Here is a 26036-nt window from a genome sequence, read left to right on the forward strand (position 1 = left end):
TACGAGGCCAAAAGTCGTGATCGTCAGCTTAGAGCCTTACAGCGTAAGGCTACAAAGCTGGGTGTTCGATTGGTCGCGGCTTAAAAAGCTTTGGAGAACAAGGGGATGGATTTTGTTTGATGAGAGCTTGCTCCCGCTGGGCCGGTCCGACGCTTCGGGCGAAGCGGCCCCAAGATCTTGCGGTCGCTGCGCAACCGAGCGGGAGCAAGCTCCCTCGCCACAAAAGCCCTCTACAAAAGCCAGCCACAAAAGCTACCTCGCCACAGGTTTTGCTTTATGCAGCAGCCTTTCTGATCGTCGCAAGCAAACCCGCCGCGCCAATGAACATACCCGCGAAGGCACGGTTCATCCGCCGCTGTTGTTTCGGTGTACGCAACAGACGCAGGACTTTAGACGCCAACCCGGTGTACCCGGCCATGACGATGAGATCGACGGCGATCATGGTGACGCCCAGGATCAGGTACTGCTGGATCAACGGCGCATGGGGATTGATGAACTGCGGCAACACCGCCAGCATGAACACCAGCGCCTTGGGGTTGCTGACATTGACCAGGAAACCGCGAAACACCAGCGCCAGGGGCTTACCTATGGGCCGTGGGGCCGCGTCGTCGGTCATGTCGCCGGGAATGGCTCGCCACTGCTTGACCCCCAGGTAGACCAGGTAGGCCACGCCGAACCACTTGATGGCATAAAACGCAGTGGCCGACGCCGTGAGGATCGCGCCAACACCGGCGGCAACGACCACGATTTGCAACGCCAGGCCCAATTGCAGGCCCAAGGCGTTCCAGTAACCGCGCCAAAAGCCATATCGCAGACCGCTGGACATCGATGCAATCGCGCCGGCACCCGGCGAAAGACTGATCACCCAGCACGCAGCGAAAAACGCCAACCATGTTTCCAGCACCATTGCACTCCCCGGCTCGGATTCGTCGAAACGACTAAGCTAATGCGCCGTCACGTGGTTGACCACCGTTTTTTGCGCAAGCCTCAAGCGGGCATGAACCGTGGCGAGGGAGCTTGCTTCCGCTGCGCCGCGTAGCGGCCCTTTGCGTTATTCGACGAAACCGCCCACCGGGAACGCTTCGCTGCCGCGCCAGCGCCGCACCGAGCGCTGGAAGAACAGGCTGTTGGGCACTTGCACCATCGCGCTGCCGGTGCCGAGTTCCTCGGGTTCGATCAGCGTGGTGTACAGCAGATTGATTGCCACCACGCGCCCCTTGATACCGGGCTTGTCGGTGCTATCCACCAACTCGACCACATCGCCCAGGCGAAAGGGTCCGACGGTGTAGATCAAAACGGCGCAGAACAGGTTGGACAGCACGCTCCAGATGGCGAAGAACGCCACCGCTGCCACCGCGACAAAGCCCGACAGCGCCGTCCACAGCACCGTGGCCGAGACACCCAGGCGTTCGAGCACCACCAGCACCGCAGTGCCCATGATCAGCCAGCGCAGCACACCCCGCAGGATAATCACCAGTTGGGGTGGGAGCGGGTAACGCTCACCCAGGCCCGTGAGCGCACGCGCGACGAAGCGCTGCGAGACATAACCGGCCACCAGGATCAGCAGGATTTGCACACCGAGCCAGATCGGCTCGATCCACATGACAGGGACAGGCAACGCCAACGCTTCCATCAGGACAACGCCTCCAGCTCCGCTTGCAGGTTTTCCAGCCATTCCAGCGCTTGCATCCAAGCCTCCTCGAGCTCCGCTTCCCGGACCTTCAGCTTGGCCTGTTCGGCCAGCAGGTCACGCAACTCATCCTTGCGCGCGGCCTCGTAGAGACCACTGTCGCCCAGGCTGGTTTCGATTTTCTGCAATTTTTCATGCAGCTTGCCCAGCTCGGCTTCGAGCTTGTCGGCCTCGCGTTTGTGCGGCGCCAGTTGCTGGCGCAGCGCGGCGGCGGCCTGGCGCTGGGCTTTCTTGTCGGTCTTGTCCGGGTTGACCGGTGTGCTGCTGACCGGCGCGTTACGCTGGCGGTACTCCACCAGCCAACGGGCGTTGTCCTCCAGGTCACCGTCGAACTCCTCGACCTTGCCATCGGCGACCAGGAAGAAGTTATCCGTCGTGCTCTTGAGCAAATGCCGATCGTGGGACACCACCAATACCGCGCCACTGAATTCTTGCAAGGCCATGGTCAGGGCCAGGCGCATTTCCAGGTCCAGGTGGTTGGTCGGTTCGTCGAGCAACAACAGGTTCGGTCGACCCCAGGCGATCAATGCCAGTGCCAGGCGGGCCTTTTCGCCGCCGGAGAAATTCAACACCGGCTCGTCGATGCGCGCCCCGCGGAAATCGAAACCGCCGAGGAAATCGCGCAGGGTCTGCTCACGCTCGGACGGCGCCAACCGTTGCAGGTGCAACAGCGGGCTGGCCTTGGAATCCAGGGAGTCGAGCTGGTGCTGGGCGAAGTAGCCGACGACGGTGTTTTCACCTCGGGTCAGGCGCCCGGCCAGAGGCTCGAGTTCGCCGGAAAGGTTCTTGATCAGGGGCGACTTACCGGCACCGTTGGGGCCCAGCAGGCCGATCCGCGCACCGGGGGTCAGTTGCAGCTTGACCTTCTCCAGCACGGTCTTGTCGCCGTAGCCCAGGCGTGCGTCAGACAGGTCGATCAACGGGCTGGAGATCTTGGTCGATTCGCGGAAGACAAAATCGAACGGTGAATCGACGTGGGCCGCCGACAGCTCTTCCATCCGCTCCAGTGCCTTGATCCGGCTCTGGGCCTGGCGGGCCTTGGTGGCCTGGGCCTTGAAGCGGGCGATGTAGCTTTCCATGTGCGCACGTTGCGCCTGTTGCTTCTCATAGGCTTGCTGTTGCTGGGCCAGGCGTTCGGCACGGGCGCGCTCGAAGGCGCTGTAGCCGCCACGGTACAAGGTGAGCTTGCGCTGGTCGACATGGGCCACGTGATCCACCACCGCATCGAGGAAATCGCGGTCGTGGGAAATCAGCAGCAGCGTGCCCGGGTAGCTCTTGAGCCAGTCTTCGAGCCAGATGATGGCGTCGAGGTCCAAGTGGTTGGTCGGTTCATCGAGCAGCAGCAGATCCGAAGGGCACATCAACGCCTGCGCCAGGTTCAGGCGCATCCGCCAGCCGCCGGAGAAATCCCCGACCTGGCGGTCCATCTGTTCATTGGTGAAGCCCAGGCCGGCGAGCAATTTACGCGCGCGGGCATCGGCGGTGTAGCCATCGGCACTGTCGAGTTCCGAATGCAGGCGGGCCTGTGCGGCACCGTCGTGGGCCGCTTCGGCCGCCGCCAGGTCACGTTGCACCTGGCGCAGGCGCAGGTCGCCATCGAGCACGTAGTCCACCGCCAGGCGCTCGAGGGTGTCGACCTCCTGGCGCATATGGGCGATGCGCCAATCGGCCGGCAGCAGGCAATCGCCCGAGTCCGGGTGCAGCTCGCCTCGCAGCAAGGCGAACAGGCTCGATTTGCCGGCACCGTTGGCACCGATGAGGCCGGCTTTGTGGCCGGCGTGCAGGGTCAGCTCGGCGTCTTCTAGCAGACGTTGCGGGCCACGCTGTAAAGTCAGGTTCTGAAGTCGGATCATAATGGCGGCGGAGTCTACCAGCTTCGCTCGCAACTGGCGCGAGTAGCACGATGTCCCCTGACCTGTGGAGTTTTTCCCTCGACCTCTATGCCAAGCCTGGCGTAGAGCCTGCGTGCCTGGCGGCACAAGACGCCGGCGCCAACGTCTGCCTGCTGCTTTGTGGCCTGTGGCTGGCGCAGCGCGGCGTGGCCTGCAATGAACACAGGCTGCAGCGACTTCGACAAATGGCCGAGCCGTGGGAGGCCGAGGTGGTGCGGCCACTGCGTACGCTTCGCAATCAATGGAAAGCCGGAGCCCTCCAGGACGCGGCACTCAATGGCCTGCGCGAACAGGTCAAGCAACTGGAGTTGGCCGCCGAACGGCGATTGTTGGAACGATTGGAAGCGCTGGCCAAGGAGTGGCCGAGGGCACAACAGAACGATTCAGCGCAATGGCTGCAAGGGCTGGCGGCGAATGCCGAACCCGCGAGCCGCGACGCGCTGCATCAGCTGCGCGTCGCGGTGTCCGGCACTTAGGAAGCGCTGGTTGGGGTGCTGCTGGCGGTCGGCGCAACGGCAGCTGGGCTGGTCGCCGCGGCCGGCGTGCTGGCGGTTGGCGCAGGCGCCGCGGTCGGAGCCGGAGCCGATGTTGCGGGCTTGGCGGCTGGCGCAGTCGCAGGTTTTGCAGCGGCTGGTTTTTTCACGGCCGGTTTCGCGGCGGGCTTGGCAGCAGCTGGTTTCGCGGCGGCTGGCTTGGCAGCCGTTGGCTTCGCAGCTGCAGGCTTGGCCGCGGCCGGTTTGGCAGCGGGTTTAGCCGCGGCTTTGGCAGCGACTGGCTTGGCAGCGGTTTTTGCAGCGGGCTTGGCCGCAGCCGTTTTGGTTGCCGCAGGCTTCGCTGCCGGTTTGGCAGCAGGCTTGGCGGCAGCCGGTTTTGCAGTGGCTTTTACCGGCGCTTTGGCAGCCGGTTTAGCGGCGGCGGTTTTCGTCGCGGCTGGTTTGGCGGCGGCGGTTTTAGCGGCAGGTTTGGCGACAGCTTTCGCCGCTGGCTTGGCGGCAGGTTTAGCAGCCGCTTTTACAGCGGGCTTGGCAGCGGCAGGTTTAGCGGCCGCCGTTTTTGCAGCGGGCTTGGCAGCCGCCTTGACGACTGGTTTTTTTGCCGCAGGTTTTGCAGCGCTGGCAGCGACGGGTTTGGCAGCCGGCTTGCTGGCGGCTTTGGCGGCAGGCTTGGCAGCGACTTTGGCCGGTGCTTTTGCCACGGCGGGTTTAGCCGCCGGCTTCTTGGCCGATACAGCGGCAGGCTTGGCAGCACGAAGCGACAGCGCCTTGCCCGCGGCTTCTTGCACGCGACCGACGCCCTGGGCCAGTTTCAGGCTTTCCTGGGCATCACGCTTGAGTTGCAGAATGTAGGCGCGGGTTTCGGACTGACGATCCTTCAAGGCATCGAGCAAGTCTTCGAGTTCTTTCACGACGTCTTTAGCCTTGGCTTGGGCCTTGGCCTTGCCAGCGGTGGCTGCGTCTTGCAGTTTGGTGCGCGACTTGTGCAGTTTTTCCTGCGCCTTGCCGCGTTGCTTTTCCAGTTTGGCGAGCAGTTTTTCAGCATCAGCCAGCGCTTGGGAGCAGGCATTTTCCAGATGTTCGAGCAGGCTGCCCGAGAGTTGTTGGAGCAAGTGCAACGGAGTGTTTACAGGCTTCTTGGTGGCCGACATGGTTTACCTCCTGACTGACGTGAGTGCGGCTCATACTAGACCTCTGCTGCAACCGCCGCTAGGGCATGTTGACAGTACACAAGACGTTGCGTTGCAAGGGAGGAAAAATCTTCTGCGCCAGTGCCTTGGCAATCCATCTCTACAGATATCGGCACTGGCATAATTCCTCGATTCGAGGCCGGAGAGCACACATGTCGCGTCACCTGTTTTTACTCCTGTGCATGGCTTGCGCCACGGTCCAGGCCGCTGAAAAAACCAGCGCAAACGATGCCCACGATTTGGCTTACAGCCTGGGCGCCAGCCTCGGCGAACGCCTGCGCCAGGACGTGCCGGACCTGCAGATCAAAGCCTTGGTCGAAGGTTTGCAACAGGCCTACCTGGGCAAGCCGCTGGCTCTCAAGGATGAACGCATCGAACAAATCCTGGCCGAGCACCAGGCGCAACTGAACGCGCCTTCGACAACGCCGCAGACCGAAGCCGCATTGAAAACCGAGCAACAATTTCTCGTCGAAGAAAAGAACCGCCCTGGCGTCCAGCAACTGGCAGACGGCATCCTGCTGACCGAAATCAAGCCAGGCCATGGCGCGAAGGCCGGCCCTCACGGCAAGGTCCAGGTGCTGTACACCGGTCGATTGCCGGACGGCACCGTATTCGACGCCAATCGCCAGGCACAGTGGTTCAACCTCGACAGTGTGATTGACGGTTGGCGCAGTGCGTTGCCGCAAATGCCGGTCGGCGCGAAATGGCGACTGGTGATTCCGTCGTCCCTGGCCTATGGCGCTGAAGGGGCCGGGGATGTGATCCCGCCGTACACGCCATTGGTGTTTGAGATCGAGTTGCTGGGCGCGACGACCTGACGTTTACCCAATAAAAAAACGGTGCGCAATGCGCACCGTTTTTTCATGACCGCGAGCCCTCAGGCCTGGACGGTATCTTCTTCCTTGTGAGCGTTGTGCAGCACTTCGATCAGGCAGTCTTCCAATTCGAAACGCTCGTGCAGCAAGCCGCCCAGCTCCTTGAATTTTTCCGCTACACACTTGCCCTCATCGCACAGGTCGTTGAACGCCAGCAGCTTCTCGGTGATGACATCGATGCGCGGGTAAATCGTCTCGGCCAGTTCCAGGCCGCGCTTGTCGTTGAAGGCCTTGGCCTCGCCCGTCAGTTGTTCATAGATCTCGAAATGACCGGCAGACACATAGTCGACCAGCACACCGCAGAACTCTTGCAAGGGTTTGCGGCTTTCGCCCAGGGCTTCAGGCTTGTCGCCAAGATCATCGTAGGCCCGAATCAGTTCGCGACGCTCTTGCAGCCAGCGATCGATCAACAGATGCACCCCACCCCAGCGTTCCTGAGCATTCTGACAACTTTCGAGCATGGTGATTTCTTCCCTTGTGAGTCATGCCCCTCGCAGCCTGTGCACGCCTGATGAACCAGGGACAAGCCAGACACAACATGATCGAGCGGCACAATTCCAATAACACGTGCGGGCCAGATTATGCCCGCACGACAACGGCTTCAAGGTACGCAGGAGATAAAGTTCATACAAGTGTTTAATCCACGGCCCGGACCAACTGCGACGTCTCGCCGCTGAGCGGTTGTACCAGAGCACTCCAGGCAAGGCGCAGCAGCAGATAGGTCATCACGCTGGACACCGCAAGAAAAAACAACAGGCTCCACTCGGGGATGCTCAGGTCGAACAACGTCCAAGTGATATTCGCGCAGTCAACGGTGCCATCGAGGACACGCTGCAACGCACACCACCACGAATCCATCAGCTTGGGCTGGGCAACACAATCAGCAAACGGCTCGAACGAATGGCTTTGCATCAAGACCTGACGCCAGGCCAGGGTCATTCCCCCCGTCGCAAAAACCAACCCTGCCGTACCGTAGAAGAGCGTGCCTCTTTGACCTGGACCCTGTACGCAGGCCACGAGACTGTTCACCAGGAACAGCATCAGGCACAACCGCTGCAAGACACACAGGCTGCAAGGCGTCAGGCCGACCGAATACTCCAGATACGTGCTGATGCCCAAAGCCAGGGCGGCGGCGATGGAAGCCATGAGAAACAAGAAACGTGAGCTGGCCAAAGACATGGCGATTCCGTAACAGAAGAGACAAGCTGTTACGGTAGAGGAAAGCCCTCGGGCCTTTCAAGGCAGCCCCGCGCAGACACTTCACCAGGAGTGTAGGGAATTCCCAACAGGCCGAGGAGGATACGGCGCGATGAGCTGTAGGACTTTACTGATGGTATGACCAAAGCCCCAAAACCGTATTCGCAACAGCGCATTTAAGGTTCACCAACCCGTGGCGAGGGAGCTTGCTCACTCGTCACGGGTTCTGGGTTGCCTGGGGTGACGTCATCGCGAGCAAGCTCGCTCCCACAGGGGGTTGGCGGTTACCAGGGATCGATGTGGGAGCGAGCTTGCTCGCGATGGCGATCTTCAATTCACCACAGGCCTCTCAGCCGAGTGGGAGCAAGCTCCCTCGCCACATGACTCATGCCACGTTCAAGAATAAGTCACGCCCCTCTCAAGTCGACAACACCTAAGCCGGAACCGGCAGCGGCGCGGCCAGCAGGCGCTCATCCAGCAACCCCAACCCCTCTTGGAACAATTGGTTGCTGCGCTCGGCATCCCCCAGTTGCGCCAGCAGGCGCGCCAGTTCGGCGCAGGCTTCGGGATTGCGCTGGGCCCGCAAACTGCTTTCCAGGTAATCCCGCGCCTTGCCCCACAAGCTGTTCTGCAAGCATAGGCGCCCCAGGGTCAGCAACAGACTTGGATCGGCCGGGTGATCCTTGAGCCAGCCCTCGGCCGTTTGCAGTTGGCGGATCGGATCGTTGCCACGAACCAGCCCATATAGACGCGCCAGGTGGCTGTCGTAATGACGCTTGAGCGCGCCGCGCAGCACCTCTTCGGCTTCGACCTGAGCGCCCAACTGACGCAGTTGCTCGGCATAGGCCAACACCAACGCCGGTTCCTGGCGCTGTGCGGAGGTCAGCTGTTGCCAGGCACGATTGAGCGACTGCAAACCGACACTGCCGTCCTCTTCACGGTGGGCCGCCAGGGTGAGGTTTTCGCCCCAGGCACGCCGTTCCAGTTCAGCCAGTTCAGCCGGCGGCAGGACTTTATCCTTGCGCAACTCCGGCAACAGCCGGATCACCGCCGACCAGTCGCCGCGCTGCTGATGCAGTCGCTGCAATTGGCGCAGGGCCTGGACGTTATGGGGATGACGCTCATGCATGGCCTGCAGCGTGCTCAATGCCCCGTCCGTGTCGCCCCGGTCCGTCTGCAGTTGCGCGTGCGTCAGGGCAATGGCCAGCTCCGCCTGGGGCTGACGCTCCAGGGCGCGCTCCAGCAAACTGTCGCTCTGTTCGTAAAGACCTTGTTCGTTAGCCGCGCGGGCGGCCCCCAGGTAATACAGCAGCGGTTGGCGCTCCGCTTCGGCGGCACGGTGCAGGTGGCGCTGGGCACTGGCCCAGCGACCTTCGGCCAGGTCCAACTGGCCGTGTTCGATCGCCACTTGCACCCGACGGCTGCGGTTGCGCCGCGACCACGGGTTGACCACGCCACTGGACGTGGTCACCAGCCCGATCAGGAATCTCAGGCCTCGCCACACCAGCCAGAGCACCGCCACCAGCGCCAGGGTGACCCACAGTCCGGCTTCATAACGGAAGTTCTTGTACGCCACCAGCACGTAACCCGAATGCTCGGCAATCGCCACGCCCAGCAAGCCGGCGGCGGCGATGACCATGAACAGAATCACGTAGAGACGTTTCATGGCGTGGCCTCCTGCGCGCCAGGCGCGGGCAGCGGCTTGACCGATTCCTCGGCATTGAGGTTGCGGCGCTCAAGGTAGGCCTGGACGCTGCTCAGCGTGCCGGTCAGGTCCGGGGTGACCACCGTCACCGGTTGCTTGGACAGCTCACCCACGCGCTCGAGCATGATTTTGCTTTGCGGGTTGTCCTGATTGAAATTGCTCTTCAACACATCCCGCGCCTCGGTCAGCGCCTGGGTGTAGACCGGCGCCTGGCCGTTGAGGGCGGCCCATTGCGCCTGCTCCAGCGCCAGGCTCAGGGCCAGGCGCACTTGCACGAGGCTCTGCCCGGCCAGCAGCGGACGAACGTTCTCGTCCGCGTTGAAATCGATGCGGATATAGCGCGAGATCTGATCCCACCACTGCGCCCACCGACTGGCTCCATCGCCATCGGCGGTCAGGCCCAGCAGCGATTCGCCGCGATCCTTGTACTCCGGTGCCAGTTCGGTCAGTTGCAGCACCTGGTCACGCAAGGCACCCAATTGCAGGAACAGCCCGGTGCGATCCGGTTGTTCGGTGCTGCGCAGCGCAGCGAGGGTCTTGGCCAATTGCTCGCGGGCGGCGAACGAACCAGGGTCGTTCTGCTCCCGCAGGATTTCGTCAGCGCCCTGGACCAGCGCCTGGGCACTGTTGATGTCTTGCAGCGCGGAAAGACGCAGGCTGGCCAGGCGCAACAGGTGCTCGGCCTCTGCCAGGCGCCAGTCCTTGCGACTGGCACCGAGCACGGTTTCCAGGCGCTGATTCAAGTGTTGCTGGTCACTCTGCAACTGGGCCACCAGGCGCCGCCGCTCCTCCAGCTCTTCAGCCGGGGGCAATTGCGCCAGGCGCTCGCTCAGGCGTTGCTCGTTGAGCTTGAGGGCCTGGGACTGGTCGTTCAGCGCCTGGACCTGGGCGGACTGCTGCTGGTTATTGGTTTGCAGGTGACGCACCTGCCACACGCCCCAGCCGCCAACGGCTACGCCGGCAGCGCCGAGCAACAGTGCAACAACGGCCAGCCCGTTGCCACGACGCGGCGCTACGGGAGGCGGGGTTTCAACCGGCGCATCGATCGCTGGCTGGTCCAGATCTTCTTTTGGCAAGGCTGTTTCGCTCACGTATCCATCCTTTGCATTAGAAAACGGCACGGAGTGTTCCCGTAACGCCGCCAGCAAAGCCGCGGCATGGGCGCCACGGCAATCCACAACTGTTCGGGCCCCGGCGGCACGCGCCATCTCGGCCACCCTTGGGCTTGGCACAAACAACGGTAACCGCGCCAGGGCCGGCCACGCATCGCCGGCCAGCCGCTGCAAATGCTCGAAGCCCTGCCCACTGCTGACCACCAGGGCGTTCAAGCGTTCCGCTTCGACTATTGCCGGCAATGCCCCTTCGCCATGACTGGGCAAGTGGCGTCGGTACAATTCCAGGTAATCGACACTAGCACCTTGCTCGCGCAAACGCTCTGCCAGCAAGCCGCGGCCGCCTTCGCCCCGCACGATCAAAACCTTGGGGTCGGGCCGCGATACAGCCTGGCGCAAGACCAAGTGTTCCAGCAAGGCTTCGCTGTCATCGCCGTGATCGGGATAAAACACCGTGAGGCCGGCATCGGCGAGGATCTGTCCGGTGGCCGCGCCCACGCTGAACCAGGGTTGGTCCGGAGGCTGGGGCCAGTATTGGCGCAGCAGCTCGATGCACAGGCGTGCGGCCGGTTTGCTGACCACGATCACCGCAGCGTATTGGTCCAGCGCCTGGAATAACGCGCGCCCGGCATCGGACAGCGGGACCGGTTCGATCTCCAGCAACGGCAAGCTGCTGCTGTAGACCCCCGCTTCGGCCAGAACCGCCGCCAGCGCCGACGACTCGTCCGCCGGCCGGGTGAGCAACAGCCGCCAACCCGTCCCGCGTGGCCGGCCTCGCCGTAGACCGCCTTGAGGATGTCGGCGGCACCCTGGCTCAGCAGGTCTTCAGCCACGCGCACACCTAGCGCCTCGGCATCGTGGCGCGGCGCCCGTGCCTGGGCGCTAAGCAGTCGGCCGCCGTTGGGATCCCCCACCAGACCGCGCAACCAGACCTGCTCACCCTCCAGCACGGCGTAACAGGCGATCGGCACCTGGCAACCGCCATTGAGATGTTTGTTCAGGGCGCGCTCGGCGAACACCCGCGTGGCGGTGTCTGCATGATGCAGCGGCGCCAGCAGGGCATGGATGTCGCTGTCGGCGCTGCGGCACTCGATACCCACCGCCCCTTGGCCACCGGCCGGCAGGCTGTCATCGCCGCTGATGGCCGAGGTGATGCGGTCTTCGAAGCCCAGGCGGATCAAGCCGGCGGCGGCGAGGATGATGGCGTCGTATTCGCCGGCATCGAGCTTGGCCAGGCGTGTGTTGACGTTGCCACGCAGGAAGCGGATTTGCAGGTCCGGGCGCCGCGTCAGCAATTGTGCCTGGCGACGCAGGCTGGACGTGCCGACCACGCTCCCGGCAGGCAGCGCCTCAAGGCTGGAAAACGTGTTGGAGACGAACGCATCGCGGGGGTCTTCTCGCTCGCAGATGCAAAACAGGCCCAGGCCTTCGGGGAAGTCCATGGGCACGTCTTTCATCGAGTGCACGGCGATGTCGGCTTCGTTGTCCAGCAACGCGGTTTCCAGCTCCTTGACGAACAGGCCCTTGCCGCCGATCTTCGACAGCGGCGAGTCCAGCAGCTTGTCACCGCGACTGACCATGGGCACCAGGGTCACGCTCAGCCCGGGATGGGCCGCTTCCAGGCGGGCTTTGACGTATTCGGCCTGCCAGAGGGCCAAGGCACTTTTACGGGTGGCGATGCGGATCTCGCGAGGGGACATGGATCAATCCGTACTTAAAAGATACGGCAGATAATAACAGCTCAGCCAAAACCGCTTTGATTTGAATCACGACCCCAAGGCCTCCCTGGCCGCCAGATCCTCGAAATGAAACGCGTTGGACGCCTTGGACCGCCCGGTCAAAGCTGCTGCATCATCTTGCGCACGCCGGCCACGTGCCGCCGGCTGACAATCAGCGCGTCGCCATTGAGGCCTTTGAGGAACAGTTGGAAATGCCCAAGGGGGGTGCGCTGCAAACGTTCGATGCGCTCGCGGGCCACGAGGGCGTTGCGATGGATGCGCACGAAGCGTTCGCCGAACTCGTCTTCAAGGGCCTTGAGGGGTTCGTCCAGCAACACCTCGCCACTCTCATGACGCAAGGTCACGTACTTATGGTCGGCAATGAAATAGACCACCTGGTTCAAGGGGATCAACTCGATGCCTTTGCGGGTGCGCGCACTGATGTGGCTGCGTGGGCCACTGCCGCTTTCGGCGGCCGGACGGGTCAGCGCCGCCAGTTGCACGCGGTTGGGCCGCTCGGCCTTGCGCAAGGCTTCGAGCAAAGCCTCGGACGCCACGGGCTTGACCAGATAGCCCACGGCACCGGCCTGCAACACCTCGGGTGGGAAGTCGTCCCGGGTGGTACAGAACACCACGGCGGGCGGCGATTCTCGTTCGCACAACTTCGCCGCCACCTGCAGGCCGTCCAGGCCAGGCATGCGAATGTCGAGCAGCACGATATCCGGCTTGTGGCTGTCGATAAGGGCCAATGCCTCGTCGCCATTGGTGGCGCTCGGCTCCAGGACACTGTAACCCTCGAGCTCGCCAACCATTCGGCTCAGGCGCTCGCGGGCCAGTGGTTCGTCATCAACGATCAGGACATTCATATTGCGCTGGATTCCTGCGTGAGTCTCGCACAAGGATAGCGTAGACAGGGGAAGTGACATCCGTCACCGCGATCCACGCTAAGACTCGTTCGAGGGCCAAAAAGTGCCGCGAGGCGGTTGCCTATCTTTACCAGCGCTTGCCGACCGATGCCCGAGGCCCGTTGTCGCACGGCGTCGCCGTAGGGATTGTTAACTGTCGATCTGACCAATATGAGCTCCCCCTTCTTCTATTTTTCCGGTGCGCCATGGATGGAAAAAGCAAAAGTCCTACCGTCCACTGTAGACGGTTGCCACGACGATATTGCTCAATCGAAAAATATCGTTGTGCGAAAACCTTCTTGGATCCCAAGGCCCGATCGGAAAAACCTGCCGACCAGTGCCAGCGCCAGTCCCGGCAACCCTGCTATCATCCGCCGCAGCCTATAACCGCTACTTTCTCCACAGCCGATCACGAGCGAATTCATGAGCACTGACAAGACCAATCAGTCCTGGGGCGGCCGCTTCAGTGAACCCGTCGACGCCTTCGTCGCCCGCTTCACCGCCTCCGTCAATTTTGACCAGCGCCTGTATCGCCACGACATCATGGGTTCGATCGCCCACGCCACCATGCTGGCCAAGGTCGGCGTGCTCACCGATGCCGAGCGCGACTGCATCATCGACGGCCTGAAGACCATCGAAACTGAAATCGAGGCCGGCCAGTTCGACTGGCGCGTCGACCTTGAAGACGTGCACATGAACATCGAAGCACGCCTGACCGACCGCATCGGCGTGACCGGCAAGAAACTGCACACCGGCCGCAGCCGCAACGACCAGGTCGCCACTGACATCCGCTTGTGGCTGCGGGATGAAATCGACCTGATCCTGGGCGAAATCACGCGCCTGCAAAAAGGCCTGCTGGAGCAAGCCGAGCGCGAGGCCGAGAGCATCATGCCGGGCTTCACGCACCTGCAGACCGCCCAACCTGTAACGTTTGGGCATCACCTGCTGGCCTGGTTCGAAATGCTCAGCCGCGACTACGTGCGCCTGGGGGACTGCCGCAAGCGCACCAACCGCATGCCCCTGGGCAGCGCCGCGCTGGCCGGCACCACGTACCCGATCGATCGTGAATACACCGCGCAGTTGCTGGGCTTCGACGCCGTCGGCGGCAACTCGCTGGATAATGTCTCGGACCGCGATTTCGCCATCGAATTCTGCGCCGCCGCGAGCATCGCGATGATGCACCTGTCGCGTTTCTCCGAAGAGCTGGTGCTGTGGACCAGCGCGCAGTTCCAATTCATCGATTTGCCCGACCGCTTCTGCACCGGCAGCTCGATCATGCCGCAAAAGAAAAACCCCGACGTGCCGGAACTGGTGCGCGGCAAGAGTGGCCGGGTGTTCGGCGCACTGATGGGCCTGCTGACCCTGATGAAAGGCCAGCCGCTGGCCTACAACAAGGACACCCAGGAAGACAAGGAACCGCTGTTCGACGCCGCCGACACCTTGCGCGATTCGCTGCGGGCGTTCGCCGACATGATCCCGGCCATCAAGCCCAAGCATGAGGTGATGCGCGAAGCGGCCCTGCGCGGCTTCTCCACTGCCACCGACCTGGCCGATTACCTGGTACGCCGCGGCCTGCCGTTCCGCGATTGCCATGAGATTGTCGGCCATGCCGTGAAATACGGTGTAGACAGTGGCAAGGACCTGGCGGAAATGAGCCTGGATGAACTGCGCCAGTTCAGCGACCAGATCGAGCAGGACGTGTTTGCCGTGCTGACCCTCGAAGGCTCGGTCAATGCCCGCGACCACATCGGCGGTACCGCGCCGGCGCAGGTCAAGGCAGCCGTGGTGCGTGGCCAGGCTCTGCTCGCCAGCCGCTAAAAGCCCAAAGCATCGCGAGCAAGCTCGCTCCCACAATGGATCTTCGGTGAACACATATAATGTGTGGCCATGAAGATCACATGTGGGAGCGAGCTTGCTCGCGATGACTCACTTCAAAACAGCAAAAAGCTCACTTCTTGGCGGCAATCCTCGCCAAAAACGCCGGCATTTCTGCCTCCCTGTCCGCCGCGATCCGCTGCACGTTCGGGTTCTCCCCCAACCGTTCCATCAGCGCCTTGGCCGCCGGCATGTCCGCCAGCAGATCCATATCGAAGACCTTCTTGCCCACCTGCAGAGCCAGCGAAAGGCTGTAGTAGAAATACAGATCGGCAATGCTCAGGCTGTCGCCCGCCACGTAGGGCGAGAACTTGCCGTGTCGGCCGAGCGAGGCGAACCCCAGCAGCAATTCGGCCTTGGATTTTTCCTTGATGGCATCGGCCACCTGCATACCGAAGAACGCCTCGCCATAGCAGGCTCGTCCGGGCAGCTCGATGTACAACTCGATTTCCCGGCACAAGGCCAACACCTGGGCGCGCTCGAACGGGTCGGCTGGCAGCAAGGCTTTACCCGGCTGGGTCTGCTCGAGGTATTCGAGGATGACGCTGGTCTCGTTGATAAACCCGTGCTCGGTCTTCAATACCGGCACCTTGCCACGTGGGCTGATGGCCAAGGCTTCCGGGGTCTGGGCGCCGAAGAACTGGACCTCTTCGAAGGGCAGGCCCTTCTCCAGCAGCGCCAGCTTGACCATGTTGTAATAATTACTGACAGAGAAACCATAAAGCTTGAGCATTACAAAGCCTCCAGGCCGTGCGGGGTTGGCAGCCTTGCGTTATAGACCGTCGAGGCGTTTCCTGCCAGGCGCATCACGACGCTGAATGCAGGTAAACTGGCGGCCTTTCCTACAGGAGCCTGCCATGAGCGAGCCAACCGATATCGACAACGACGAAGAAGCGTTCGTCGAGAACACGCTGATCGAGGCGATTGAAAACCAGATCGAGAGTGACAATCCACCAGCGGCCAAGGCTGTTTTCAATAAATTGACCCTGGTGGGTTATGAGCGCGAAGAAATCCTCAACCTGATGGCCCATGTGCTCGCGGTGGAAATCGACGCGATCCTGGAAGAGGACCGTCCGTTCAATACCGAGTGGTACGAAGCCGCCTTGCGTGCCCTCCCCGAGTTGCCGCCGGAAAAAAACTGAACCGCTCTTGTGAAAACTGGACCGCTCTTGTGGCGAGGGAGCTTGCTCCCGCTCGGCTGCGCCCTGTAGGAGCTGTCGAGAGTAACGAGGCTGCGATCTTCCCCCTGACACTTGAATCCCAAGCGAAAGATCAAAAGATCGCAGCCTTCGGCAGCTCCTACAGGCCACAAAAGAATCGCTTTAAACAAAAAAAGCATGACACTGACACTGGACAGCTCGGCCGAGTGCGCTCACCTTAGTGACGCTGTCGACCAAATTCCTAGAAAGTCTGGAGTCCTTATGTCGCTTACCCCTGAGTTGGTTGCCGAACTGGAAATCCTCGCACTCTTCAACCTGGACAGGTCCCAGGAAGGCCTGAAAATTCATCAGACCGCTGCCCCTAAAGCGATTGCCGCTGCCCAACGCCTGTTCGAAAAAGAGCTGATCGATCAACCCGATGGTGGCTACCTGACCAGCCTTGGGCGTGATGCCGCGCAGAATGTACAAACCGTCCTGACAATTCTCAGCGTTCAAGAAACCGCCTGATCCCCCCTGTCGCCCACGGAAATCTCCTCTACGGGATTTCCGCCGGCGCACTGGCGCCCTGCGTAAAAAACCAACCTCAAAATCCTGTTTTCAGCTTAAGTATTCCCAAGACCGGGCGCTAACCTGCCATCACCCCACGTTCGACGCCGCGAGCCGGTTTGAGCCGACATGACCCGCAACCCCGAAATACGCCCCGATCTGGACGAAGGAATCGACCGCAAGGTGCTGAGCCAATTGCGCGCACGTTTTCTCAAGCTCAACACCGTGCGGATGGAGCGCGCCCTCGAAGGCCTGTCGCCGCGCCAGCAAGGCGTGCTGACGTTGTTGCCGCTGTTCTTCCACGTCAACCACCCGCTGCTGCCCGGCTACGTCTCCGGCAGCACGCCTGCCGGACTGTCGAATTACGAGCCTGACGCCGACGTCCTTGCCGAAGCCCAGCGGCTGACCCGTTCGTTTTCCTACAAGCCTCGGCACGGCGGCAACCCGCCTCGCCCGATCCTGGGCCTGTTCCTGATGGGCAGCCTCGGCACCCTGGCCCAGGCCGATCAGAGCGACATGGACGTGTGGGTCTGCCATGGGCCGGACCTGAGCGACGATGAACTGGCCGAGCTGCGCAAGAAATGCCAGTTGCTGGAGATATGGGCCGCGACCCAGGGCGCCGAAGCCCACTTTTTCCTGATCGACCCGGCGCGTTTTGTGCGGGGCGAGCGGGACAACCAGCTCAGTTCCGACGATTGCGGCACCACCCAGCATTACCTGTTGCTCGACGAGTTCTACCGCACCGCGATCTGGCTGGCCGGGCGCACGCCGATCTGGTGGCTGGTGCCGGTCTATGAAGAAGAGAACTACGAGCAATACACCCATACGCTAATGTCCAAGCGTTTCATTCGTGCGGATGAAACCCTGGACCTGGGACATCTGGCCTACATCCCGCCAGGCGAATTCGTCGGTGCCGGGCTCTGGCAACTGTTCAAGGGCATCGAATCGCCCTATAAGTCCGTGCTCAAGCTGCTGCTGACCGAAGTCTATGCCAGCGAACACCCGAACGTGCGCTGCCTGAGCCTGCGTTTCAAGCAGGCGGTGTTTGCCAATCGCCTGGACCTGGAAGAGCTGGACCCATACATGCTGGTTTACCGCCGCATCGAGGAATACCTCAATGCCCGTGGCGAACCCGAACGCCTGGAGCTGATCCGCCGCGCGCTGTACTTGAAGGTCAATCGCAAACTCACCGGCCAGGCGCGCAGCGGTGGCTGGCAACGGGTACTGCTTGAGCGACTGGCCCGGGAGTGGGGCTGGGACCAGCGTCAGTTGGCCTTGCTGGACAGCCGCAGCCAGTGGAAAGTCCGCCAGGTCAGCCACGAGCGGCGCGCCCTGGTCAACGAACTCACCCACAGCTACCGCTTCCTGACCCAGTTCGCCCGCACCGAGAAAACCGTCAGCCTGATCAACAAGCGCGATCTCAACGTGCTGGGCCGGCGGTTGTACGCCGCCTTCGAGCGCAAGGCCGACAAGGTCGAGTTCATCAACCCCGGCATCGCGCCGGACCTGGCCGAAGACACCTTGACCCTGGTCCAGTCGCCCAACAAGAAAGAACCCGGGCAGAACCAGTGGGGCCTGTACAACGGCAGCCTCAACGCCCTGGAGTGGGAGAACTTCGCGCCGATCAAGCGCTGCCGGGAGTTGCTGGAGCTGCTGACCTGGTGCCATCGCAACGGCGTGATCGACAGCAGCACCCGCCTGGCGCTGCACCCAGGTAGCAGCGACCTGAGCGAGTTCGAACTGTTCAACCTGCTGGGAAGCCTGCAGCAGTCCATCGCCCTGCCCCTGGTCACGGTGGACGAAGCGCAGTTGCTGCGGGCCAGCGTGCCCAGCGAAGTGTTGATCCTGGTGAACGTCGGCGTCGACCCGCTCAAGCACCACCGTGACTTGAACATTCTGATGACCACCGAGCGTACCGATTCCCTGAGCTATGCCGGGGTCCGGGAAAACCTGGTGCTGACCCTCGACCAAGTCACGCTCAATAGTTGGAATGAGGTGCTGGTCAACCGTTTCGACGGCGAACACGCCCTGCTCGATTGCCTGCGCGACTACCTCAATGACCTGCCCGTCACCCAGCGCCAGCCGCGCTTGCAGGTGCGCTGCTTCTGCCACAACCGCGCCCAGTTCATTGCGCGGCGCGTCGAGGACGTCATCGAAACAGCCCAGACCCTATTATTGAGCAGGCTCAATTACCGTTATCTGCTTCAGGTCCAGCAGCACTATCACGTGCTGGAATTGGTGCCCGGCCAGGTCAATCACGTAGCCCTGGGCAGCTTGTCGGCGCTGATGGATTACCTGGGCGAAGAACTGACGGCCTACAGCCCCTTGCACCTGGACCCGATGGCGCTGGAAGACCATGACCTGGCGCTGATCCTGCCCATGGGGCAGCCCGAGTGCATCCAGGTGTTCTACCGGACCAACGAGGACGAGGCCGACCTGTACGTGCTCGATGAATTCAACGCGCTGTGGCAACAACACGTGCCGTATCACGACGAACAAAGCCTGCTGGTGCCGCTGCAGCGCTTTGTGCAATCGGTGCTGTACCGCCGCGACGCCTTGCTGCCGCTGGATGCCGCCCAGCCGCTAAGCCTGGAAACCCTGTACTACCAATTGCTGCCTTCGGGTGGCCGGGCACGACGGATCGAAGCGCGGCAAGCCCCGCAGATGCCGGTCAACAAACCGTTCTATGACGTGCAGGCGATCATCGGCAAAGCGGCGCACGGGCAGGTGCACGTCACCTTGTACTGCGATCAACAGGAGTTTTCCGAACTGGAGCATGGCGACCAGCTGTTCCGCGTGGTCGCCAGGGAGATCGTCGAACAGCGCCGCGAAGCCCAGCGCTATCGCTGCTACATCACCGACCTGGACCTCTCGGGACTGGTGGGCGACGGTGCCTGCTCAACAAACTTGTACCTGCGCTACAAGGCCGACCTGGAACGCGCCCTGAACGAGGCGCTGGCCCTGGCCTGATGCGCCCGGGCACTCAGAGCTGAAAATCACCGCCGGCTTCGGGCTGGTATTCGACGTCCAGCAAGGTCAGCTTCAGCGTCTTGCCGCCCGGGGCCGGCCAGTCGATGTGCTGGCCGACCTTCAGGCCCAGCAAGGCACTGCCCACCGGCGCCAGGATCGAGATCCGGCCTTCGTCGGCCTTGGCGTCCTGTGGATAAACCAAGGTCAGGTGATAGTCCTTGCCGCTGCTTTCTTCGCGGCAGTGCACGCGCGAGTTCATGGTCACGACATCGGCAGGCACTTCTTCGTGGCCCACCACGTTCTCGGCGCGATCCAGCTCGGTTTGCAGCGCAATCACGCCCGGCAGCGTTTCATCAAGACTGTCGATCAGGCGTTCCAGACGCTGTACGTCCAGGCGGGTAAGGGTGATGGAAGGTGCGGTCATGATCCAGGCAGACTCCTTTCTTCTGCACAAAAAAAGCAAAACCCCGCCACAAAAAGGCGGGGTTTTCACGGGCCTCGATAAGTTGAGGCGTAGCCGGACACTACCACAGCTCAATAAATAAACAACCCGGGCAGGATTTGCCTTGCCCAAGGACACCACCTCGCCACAGGTTCTGGGTTGCCTGGGCAAGAGTCATCGCGAGCAAGCTCGCTCCCACAGAGGGGCGGTGTTGTCGTAGATATCGCGGCCACACAACTCAATGTGGGAGCGAGCTTGCTCGCGATGGCAATCTTCAATTCACCCAAGCACAACGAACCCAGCCACCCGGTGAGTGGTTACGTCAGGGATCGGCGCTTGAGCGCCTCGGCACAAATAACCCGCCGGCGCTCGTCATCGGCTGAGCGCCATTCGCGGATATCTTCCACATGGCGCAAACATCCGAGGCAGACCTTGCGTTCATCCAACTTGCACACGCCGGTACATGGCGACGGTACGGCGGGGCTGACGTTGCTGTAGAGCGGCTTGGGTGGCCGTGGCGGGGCGGTCTGGCTCACGCCGTCACAGGCCTTCGAAATCGAGTTCCACGCCAGCCTGCTGCTTGACGATGCGCTCGAGCATCTCGCCCAGTTGCTCTTCGCTCTTGTCGCACATCCAGCGTTCGCTTTCTTCGTCATAGTCGAAATGAAAGCCGCCGGAGACCGCTGCCAGCCACAACTGCCGCAACGGCTCCTGGCGACTGAAGATCAGTTGGCTGCCGTTTTCGAACTTGACGGTGAGGACACCGGCGGAGATTTCCAGGTCGATGTCCAGGTCACTGTCATCGAACACATCCTCCAGCGTTTGCTGGGTCGCATCGACCAGGTCGTGGAAACGGGCTTCAGTCAAACTCATTGCGGCAACCTCGAAAATGTCTGCTCATGCTCAAGCGCCGCAAGATACGGACGCTTCCCGGCGATTGCAAAGGATATACCGACTGACGACACCAGTGCCGCCGGACGGGCGCCCCGTTGCATAGGCAAGCTGACGGGTGGCCGGTATACTCCGGCGCAATTAACGCATTTTCAAGGATTTCGCCATGAAGCGCCTGATCTCTTCCCTTGCTGCGCTCGTCGCGGTTGCCTGCCTCGTGACAGCTTGTGGTCAAAAGGGTCCGCTGTACCTGCCTGATGACAGCAAGTCTCCCGAAGAACAAGCAGAACAGGCCAAGTCGTCGCAATCCAAGTCACACTCGCACGACACCCACACCACTTACTAAGGGAACGCCATGGACGCTTTTAACTACCGTGGCGGGGAGCTGTTCGCGGAAGGGGTTGCCCTGTCCGCGATCGCCGAACGTTTCGGCACGCCGACCTACGTCTATTCCCGTGCCCACATCGAAGCGCAATATCGGACGTTTGCCGACGCCCTCGACGGCATGCCGCACCTGGTGTGTTTCGCCGTCAAGGCCAACTCCAACCTGGGCGTGCTCAATGTCCTGGCGCGCCTGGGCGCCGGTTTCGACATCGTCTCCGGTGGCGAGCTCGAGCGTGTGCTGGCCGCGGGCGGCAGCGCCGACAAGATCGTGTTCTCCGGCGTCGGCAAGACCCGCGAAGACATGCGCCGCGCCCTGGAAGTCGGCGTGCATTGCTTCAACATTGAGTCCACCGATGAGCTCGAGCGCCTGCAAGTCGTCGCCGCCGAGCTGGGCGTGCGCGCGCCGGTTTCCCTGCGCGTGAACCCGGACGTCGACGCGGGCACTCACCCGTATATTTCCACCGGCCTGAAGGAAAACAAGTTCGGCATCGCCATCGCCGACGCCGAGGACGTGTACGTGCGCGCCGCCCAACTGCCGAACCTGGAAGTGCTGGGCGTCGATTGCCACATCGGCTCGCAGTTGACCACCCTCGAACCCTTCATCGATGCCCTCGACCGCCTGCTGGCGCTGGTCGACCGCCTCGGCGACTGCGGCATCTACCTGCGTCACATCGACCTGGGTGGCGGTGTCGGCGTGCGCTATCGCGACGAAGAGCCGCCGCTGGTGGCCGACTACATCAAGGCCGTGCGTGAACGCCTCGACGGACGCGACCTGGCGCTGATGTTCGAGCCCGGCCGCTACATCGTGGCCAACGCCGGCGTGCTGCTGACCCAGGTCGAATACCTCAAGCACACCGAGCACAAGGATTTCGCCATCGTCGATGCGGCCATGAACGACCTGATCCGCCCGGCGCTGTACCAGGCGTGGATGGACGTCACCGCCGTGCGCCCTCGCGACACCGCGGCCCGCCCCTACGACATCGTCGGGCCGATCTGCGAAACCGGTGATTTCCTGGCAAAAGGTCGGGAGCTGGCGCTGGAAGAAGGCGACTTGCTGGCCGTGCATTCGGCCGGTGCCTACGGGTTTGTCATGAGTTCCAACTACAACACCCGCGGCCGCTGCGCCGAGGTGCTGGTAGACGGTGATCAGGCATTCGAAGTGCGTCGCCGCGAGACGGTAGCCGAGTTGTTTGCCGGCGAAAGCCTGCTGCCGGAGTAAAACCATGCTGCTGCGTTTTACCAAGATGCACGGCCTGGGCAATGACTTCATGGTCCTCGACCTGGTCAGCCAGCACGCGCACATCCAGCCCAAGCATGCCAAGCAATGGGGCGACCGCCACAACGGCATCGGGTTCGACCAGTTGCTGATCGTCGAGGCGCCGAACAACCCGGACGTGGATTTCCGCTATCGGATCTTCAACGCCGACGGTTCGGAAGTGGAGCAATGCGGCAACGGCGCGCGCTGCTTCGCCCGTTTCGTGCTGGACAAGCGCCTGACCGCCAAGCGGCAGATCCGCGTCGAGACCAAGAGCGGCATCATCGAGCTCGATGTGCGCAGCGACGGCCAGATCGGCGTCAATATGGGCGCTCCGCGCCTGGTGCCCGCGGCCATCCCGTTCCAGGCGCCGGCCCAGGCCTTGAGCTATCAGGTGGACGTCGATGGCACCCTGGTGGAACTGGCGGCAGTCTCCATGGGCAACCCCCATGCGGTGCTGCGCGTGGCCGATATCAACAGTGCCCCGGTGCATGAGCTGGGGCCGAAAATCGAGCATCATCCGCGCTTTCCGGCGCGGGTGAACGTCGGTTTCCTGCAAGTCATCGACCGCCACCGCGCACAATTGCGCGTCTGGGAACGCGGCGCCGGGGAAACCCAGGCCTGCGGGACCGGCGCCTGTGCCGCTGCCGTCGCTGCGATCAGCCAGGGGTGGATGGATTCGCCATTGTTGATCGACCTGCCCGGCGGGCGCCTGTCCATCGAATGGGCAGGCCCTGGCCAACCGGTGATGATGACCGGCCCGGCAGTGCGTGTATACGAAGGACAAGTTCGTCTTTGAGTGAGCCAAACCCATGACCGATCAGCCACAGGTTCCAGCCCCACAGCCCGACGAATCCCCCAGTCTTCCAGAAACCGCGGCCGTGGCTGCTTACCTGGAGGCCCATCCGGACTTCTTCGTCGAGCATGAAGAACTGCTTGCGACGATGCGCATCCCCCACCGGCGCGGCGATACCGTGTCGCTGGTGGAACACCAGATGAAAATCCTGCGCGAGCGCAACATCGAAATGCGCCATCGGCTTTCGCACCTGATGGACGTGGCCCGGGACAACGACCGGCTCTTCGACAAGACCCGTCGGCTGATCCTGGCCCTGATGGACGCCAGCACCCTCGAAGACCTGGTCATGAGCGTCGAAGACAGCCTGCGCCAGGATTTCCAGGTGCCCTTCGTCAGCCTGATCCTGTTCGGCGACAACGCCATGCCGGTGGGCCGCTGGGTGACCCACGCCGAAGCGCAGACGGCCATTGGCGGCCTGCTCACGGAAGACAAAAGCGTCAGCGGCAGCCTGCGCGAGCATGAGCTGGATTTCCTGTTTGGCGAAGAACAACGCAAGCAGATCGGCTCCACTGCCGTCGTCGCCATCGCCCACCAGGGCGTGCACGGCGTGCTGGCCATCGCCAGCCGCGATCCGCAGCACTACAAGAGTTCGGTGGGCACGCTGTTCCTGAGCTACATCGCCGAAGTTACCGGCCGGGTGCTGCCAAGGGTCGCCGGCTCGCTGCGCCCGGTACGCTGATGATGGAACGGCAACTGGACGCCTACTGCGAACACCTGCGCAGTGAGCGCCAGGTGTCGCCCCACACGTTATCGGCCTATCGCCGCGACCTGGAAAAAGTGCTGGGCTGGTGCCAGAAGCAGAATATCGGCAGTTGGTCGGCCCTGGACATCCAGCGCTTGCGCAGCCTGATCGCCCGCTTGCATCAACAAGGCCAATCCTCCCGCAGCCTGGCGCGCCTGTTATCGGCGGTGCGTGGCCTGTACCACTACCTCAATCGCGAAGGCCTGTGCGATCACGATCCGGCCACTGGCCTGGCGCCGCCCAAGGGCGAACGTCGACTGCCGAAGACACTCGACACCGACCGCGCCCTGCAATTGCTTGAAGGCGCCGTCGAGGATGATTTCCTGGCCCGACGCGACCAGGCGATTCTCGAGCTGTTCTATTCTTCCGGCCTGCGGCTTTCAGAGCTGACGGGGCTCAACCTGGATCAGCTGGACCTGGCCGACGGCATGGTCCAGGTGCTCGGCAAGGGCAGCAAGACGCGCCTGCTGCCCGTCGGCCGCAAGGCCCGGGAAGCCCTGGAGCAGTGGCTGCCCCTGCGAGCACTGGCCAACCCTGCCGACGATGCGGTATTCGTCAGCCAACGCGGTCGGCGCCTCGGCCCGCGGGCGATCCAGTTGCGGGTCAAGGCCGCCGGCGAACGCGAGCTGGGGCAGAACCTGCACCCGCACATGCTCAGGCATTCCTTCGCCAGCCACCTGTTGGAATCCTCCCAGGACCTGCGCGCTGTGCAAGAGCTGCTGGGTCACTCGGACATCAAGACCACACAGATCTATACCCATTTGGACTTCCAGCACCTGGCAACGGTCTATGACAGTGCCCACCCCAGGGCCAAACGCATCAAGGGCGACGAATCATGACCATCGAGCTCATCACTTTCGACCTGGACGACACCTTGTGGGACACCGCCCCGGTGATCGCCAGCGCCGAAGCCGTACTCCGCCAATGGCTGACCGACAACGCCCCGAACCTGGGCGGGCTGCCGGTGGAGCATCTTTTTTCGATTCGCGAGCAAGTGTTGCGCGAAGAACCCAACCTGAAGCATCGCATCAGTGCGTTGCGCCGGCGGGTGCTGTTCCGTGCCTTGCAGGAGGCCGGCTACGACCAGTGGCAAGCCTCTGAACTGGCGGACCAGGCCTTCGAGACGTTCCTGCATGCCCGCCATCAACTGGACATTTTTCCCGAGGTGCAGCCCACCCTGGAAATCCTGGCCAATCATTTCGCCCTCGGCGTGGTCACCAATGGCAACGCCGACGTACGCCGCCTGGGGCTGGCGGACTATTTCAAGTTCGCCCTGTGCGCCGAAGACATCGGCATCGCCAAGCCCGACGCCCGGCTGTTCCACGAAGCCTTGCAACGCGGCGGCGCCACGGCACGCACCGCCGTACACGTTGGCGATCACCCCGGCGACGACATCGCCGGCGCCCAACAGGCCGGCCTGCGCGCGGTGTGGTTCAACCCGGCGGGCAAGCCCTGGAGTGCCGATCACGCGCCAGACGCGCAAATCCGCAGCCTGACCGAACTGCCGGGGTTATTGGCAGGGTGGCATAGCCAGCCCTGAACCCCTGCTTCGCAGCTCCCCAAACCCCTATGTGGGAGCGAGCTTGCTCGCGAAGGCGGCGGCACACCCAACATCAATGCCAACAGACAAACCGCTATCGCGAGCAAGCTCGCTCCCACAGGGACCGCGCCAGGCCAGGGAATGGAATCGCCCCCATGAAAAAGCCCGCAGCGACGGCGGGCTTTTTCAGCAAGCAAGAAGCAGACACTCAGATAGGGCGGCTGCCGTACTTGTTGTCTGGCTTCTTGGGCGGATCAGCGACCACGTTGGCCTCCACTTCCTGCACTTTACCGCCCCTGGCCAGGAATTCCTCCATGGCCTTGGCGAGCGCATCACGCTCCTTGTTCTTGGCCTCTACGCTCGGCAATTCGTCGACCGATACCGCTGCCTTGGCCTTGCCTGTGGCGGTAGGAGCCGGAACGTCGGCGCCATCGTCTTCGGCAACGTCTTCCGCCGCCACTTCAAGGCCTTCTTCGGTCTCGTCTTCGTCGCCTACTTCGAGGTCGTCGTTTTCCAGATCATCGTCGCTCATGTTCTACCTCATGACTTGCGAAAAGCAGATTAGTTATAGCCCAGCTTCGCCATCTGTTCGAAGGC

General features: G+C 62.4%; 26 protein-coding genes and 2 pseudogenes. 12 read left to right on the forward strand and 16 right to left on the reverse strand.

Annotation, left to right across the window (positions count from 1 at the left end):
* Positions 1 to 274: 274 nt before the first annotated feature.
* The 3 genes from rhtB to HGO40_RS22230 form a co-directional block, all read right to left on the reverse strand.
* Positions 275 to 907 (reverse strand): homoserine/homoserine lactone efflux protein, encoded by a 633-nt coding sequence (gene rhtB, locus HGO40_RS22220; RefSeq protein ID WP_186706843.1) that lies wholly within the window; start codon positions 905 to 907, stop codon positions 275 to 277.
* A gap of 144 nt (positions 908 to 1051) precedes the next feature.
* The gene (locus tag HGO40_RS22225) at positions 1052 to 1633 is read right to left on the reverse strand and encodes a mechanosensitive ion channel family protein (protein ID WP_186706844.1); all 582 of its coding nucleotides are present in this window, start codon (positions 1631 to 1633) and stop codon (positions 1052 to 1054) included.
* On the reverse strand, positions 1633 to 3543 hold the full coding sequence (locus tag HGO40_RS22230; protein ID WP_250964759.1) for an ATP-binding cassette domain-containing protein: 1911 nt from the start codon (positions 3541 to 3543) through the stop codon (positions 1633 to 1635). Before HGO40_RS22230 ends, HGO40_RS22225 begins: the two co-directional genes overlap by 1 nt.
* 50 nt (positions 3544 to 3593) lie before the next feature.
* On the opposite strand from HGO40_RS22230, the gene HGO40_RS22235 reads away from it, so the two are divergent.
* Positions 3594 to 4058, forward strand: coding sequence for a TIGR02444 family protein (locus HGO40_RS22235; protein WP_250964760.1), 465 nt, complete (start codon positions 3594 to 3596; stop codon positions 4056 to 4058).
* Here the strand turns inward: HGO40_RS22235 and HGO40_RS22240 are convergent.
* The gene (locus HGO40_RS22240) at positions 4055 to 5227 is read right to left on the reverse strand and encodes an AlgP family protein (RefSeq protein ID WP_250964761.1); all 1173 of its coding nucleotides are present in this window, start codon (positions 5225 to 5227) and stop codon (positions 4055 to 4057) included. The two genes, HGO40_RS22235 and HGO40_RS22240, sit on opposite strands and share 4 nt — an antisense overlap.
* A gap of 191 nt (positions 5228 to 5418) precedes the next feature.
* On the opposite strand from HGO40_RS22240, the gene HGO40_RS22245 reads away from it, so the two are divergent.
* Positions 5419 to 6084 (forward strand): FKBP-type peptidyl-prolyl cis-trans isomerase, encoded by a 666-nt coding sequence (locus HGO40_RS22245; protein WP_250964762.1) that lies wholly within the window; start codon positions 5419 to 5421, stop codon positions 6082 to 6084.
* A 59-nt stretch (positions 6085 to 6143) separates the two neighbouring features.
* Here the strand turns inward: HGO40_RS22245 and rsd are convergent, their stop codons facing one another.
* From rsd to HGO40_RS22280, 7 genes and pseudogenes are all read right to left on the reverse strand, one after another.
* On the reverse strand, positions 6144 to 6602 hold the full coding sequence (rsd, locus tag HGO40_RS22250) for a sigma D regulator (protein ID WP_250964763.1): 459 nt from the start codon (positions 6600 to 6602) through the stop codon (positions 6144 to 6146).
* Between the two features lie 175 nt (positions 6603 to 6777).
* Positions 6778 to 7320 carry a disulfide bond formation protein B gene (locus HGO40_RS22255; RefSeq protein WP_250964764.1) on the reverse strand — a complete coding sequence of 181 codons (543 nt, stop codon included), beginning with the start codon at positions 7318 to 7320 and terminating at the stop codon, positions 6778 to 6780.
* Between the two features lie 451 nt (positions 7321 to 7771).
* A complete protein-coding gene (locus tag HGO40_RS22260; RefSeq protein ID WP_250964765.1) occupies positions 7772 to 9004 on the reverse strand; it encodes a heme biosynthesis protein HemY in 1233 nt (410 codons plus the stop codon).
* Positions 9001 to 10134: a uroporphyrinogen-III C-methyltransferase gene (locus HGO40_RS22265; RefSeq protein WP_250964782.1), complete on the reverse strand. Its 1134-nt coding sequence runs from the start codon at positions 10132 to 10134 to the stop codon at positions 9001 to 9003. The genes HGO40_RS22260 and HGO40_RS22265 overlap by 4 nt, the downstream gene beginning before the upstream one ends.
* A gap of 84 nt (positions 10135 to 10218) precedes the next feature.
* Positions 10219 to 10899: pseudogene (locus HGO40_RS22270) on the reverse strand (uroporphyrinogen-III synthase); the annotation flags it as partial.
* A gap of 20 nt (positions 10900 to 10919) precedes the next feature.
* Positions 10920 to 11855 (reverse strand): annotated as a pseudogene (gene hemC / locus HGO40_RS22275) (hydroxymethylbilane synthase); the annotation flags it as partial.
* Between the two features lie 137 nt (positions 11856 to 11992).
* On the reverse strand, positions 11993 to 12739 hold the full coding sequence (locus HGO40_RS22280) for a LytR/AlgR family response regulator transcription factor (RefSeq protein WP_060740100.1): 747 nt from the start codon (positions 12737 to 12739) through the stop codon (positions 11993 to 11995).
* Between the two features lie 462 nt (positions 12740 to 13201).
* Here HGO40_RS22280 and argH point away from each other — a divergent pair, with 462 nt between their 5' ends.
* Positions 13202 to 14596, forward strand: coding sequence for an argininosuccinate lyase (gene argH / locus HGO40_RS22285; protein ID WP_250964766.1), 1395 nt, complete (start codon positions 13202 to 13204; stop codon positions 14594 to 14596).
* 130 nt (positions 14597 to 14726) lie between these two features.
* Here the strand turns inward: argH and HGO40_RS22290 are convergent, their stop codons facing one another.
* The gene (locus HGO40_RS22290) at positions 14727 to 15386 is read right to left on the reverse strand and encodes a glutathione S-transferase family protein (RefSeq protein ID WP_250964767.1); all 660 of its coding nucleotides are present in this window, start codon (positions 15384 to 15386) and stop codon (positions 14727 to 14729) included.
* A 124-nt stretch (positions 15387 to 15510) separates the two neighbouring features.
* Between HGO40_RS22290 and HGO40_RS22295 the strand changes: the two genes are divergently transcribed.
* From HGO40_RS22295 to HGO40_RS22305, 3 genes are all read left to right on the forward strand, one after another.
* Positions 15511 to 15795 carry a hypothetical protein gene (locus HGO40_RS22295; protein ID WP_186706856.1) on the forward strand — a complete coding sequence of 95 codons (285 nt, stop codon included), beginning with the start codon at positions 15511 to 15513 and terminating at the stop codon, positions 15793 to 15795.
* Between the two features lie 279 nt (positions 15796 to 16074).
* Positions 16075 to 16320, forward strand: coding sequence for a TIGR02647 family protein (locus tag HGO40_RS22300; RefSeq protein WP_250964768.1), 246 nt, complete (start codon positions 16075 to 16077; stop codon positions 16318 to 16320).
* Between the two features lie 168 nt (positions 16321 to 16488).
* Positions 16489 to 19329: a class I adenylate cyclase gene (locus HGO40_RS22305; protein WP_250964769.1), complete on the forward strand. Its 2841-nt coding sequence runs from the start codon at positions 16489 to 16491 to the stop codon at positions 19327 to 19329.
* A gap of 13 nt (positions 19330 to 19342) precedes the next feature.
* On the opposite strand, the gene rnk is transcribed toward HGO40_RS22305, so the two are convergent.
* The 3 genes from rnk to cyaY form a co-directional block, all read right to left on the reverse strand.
* On the reverse strand, positions 19343 to 19753 hold the full coding sequence (gene rnk, locus HGO40_RS22310) for a nucleoside diphosphate kinase regulator (protein ID WP_186706858.1): 411 nt from the start codon (positions 19751 to 19753) through the stop codon (positions 19343 to 19345).
* Between the two features lie 335 nt (positions 19754 to 20088).
* Positions 20089 to 20307 carry a DUF1289 domain-containing protein gene (locus HGO40_RS22315; protein WP_250964770.1) on the reverse strand — a complete coding sequence of 73 codons (219 nt, stop codon included), beginning with the start codon at positions 20305 to 20307 and terminating at the stop codon, positions 20089 to 20091.
* Between the two features lie 4 nt (positions 20308 to 20311).
* The gene (gene cyaY, locus HGO40_RS22320) at positions 20312 to 20644 is read right to left on the reverse strand and encodes an iron donor protein CyaY (protein WP_250964771.1); all 333 of its coding nucleotides are present in this window, start codon (positions 20642 to 20644) and stop codon (positions 20312 to 20314) included.
* 184 nt (positions 20645 to 20828) lie between these two features.
* On the opposite strand from cyaY, the gene lptM reads away from it, so the two are divergent.
* The 6 genes from lptM to HGO40_RS22350 are packed head-to-tail and all read left to right on the forward strand — an operon-like array spanning position 20829 to position 25439.
* Complete coding sequence (gene lptM, locus HGO40_RS22325; protein WP_018605419.1) at positions 20829 to 21008, forward strand: LPS translocon maturation chaperone LptM; 180 nt, start codon at positions 20829 to 20831, stop codon at positions 21006 to 21008.
* Positions 21009 to 21017: 9 nt separating this feature from the next.
* On the forward strand, positions 21018 to 22265 hold the full coding sequence (gene lysA, locus HGO40_RS22330) for a diaminopimelate decarboxylase (RefSeq protein ID WP_186706860.1): 1248 nt from the start codon (positions 21018 to 21020) through the stop codon (positions 22263 to 22265).
* A gap of 4 nt (positions 22266 to 22269) precedes the next feature.
* Complete coding sequence (gene dapF, locus HGO40_RS22335; RefSeq protein WP_250964772.1) at positions 22270 to 23100, forward strand: diaminopimelate epimerase; 831 nt, start codon at positions 22270 to 22272, stop codon at positions 23098 to 23100.
* Positions 23101 to 23113: 13 nt separating this feature from the next.
* Positions 23114 to 23836: a DUF484 family protein gene (locus HGO40_RS22340; RefSeq protein WP_053126501.1), complete on the forward strand. Its 723-nt coding sequence runs from the start codon at positions 23114 to 23116 to the stop codon at positions 23834 to 23836.
* A 2-nt stretch (positions 23837 to 23838) separates the two neighbouring features.
* Positions 23839 to 24738 carry a tyrosine recombinase XerC gene (xerC, locus tag HGO40_RS22345; protein WP_186706862.1) on the forward strand — a complete coding sequence of 300 codons (900 nt, stop codon included), beginning with the start codon at positions 23839 to 23841 and terminating at the stop codon, positions 24736 to 24738.
* Complete coding sequence (locus tag HGO40_RS22350; RefSeq protein ID WP_250964773.1) at positions 24735 to 25439, forward strand: HAD family hydrolase; 705 nt, start codon at positions 24735 to 24737, stop codon at positions 25437 to 25439. The genes xerC and HGO40_RS22350 overlap by 4 nt, the downstream gene beginning before the upstream one ends.
* A gap of 208 nt (positions 25440 to 25647) precedes the next feature.
* Here the strand turns inward: HGO40_RS22350 and sutA are convergent, their stop codons facing one another.
* Entirely contained in the window at positions 25648 to 25971 is a 324-nt protein-coding gene (sutA, locus tag HGO40_RS22355; RefSeq protein WP_250964774.1) for a dormancy-specific transcriptional regulator SutA, read from the reverse strand.
* Positions 25972 to 26036: the final 65 nt, after the last annotated feature.

The organism is Pseudomonas sp. CG7 (assembly GCF_023701885.1).
Lineage (GTDB): Bacteria > Pseudomonadota > Gammaproteobacteria > Pseudomonadales > Pseudomonadaceae > Aquipseudomonas > Aquipseudomonas zanjanensis.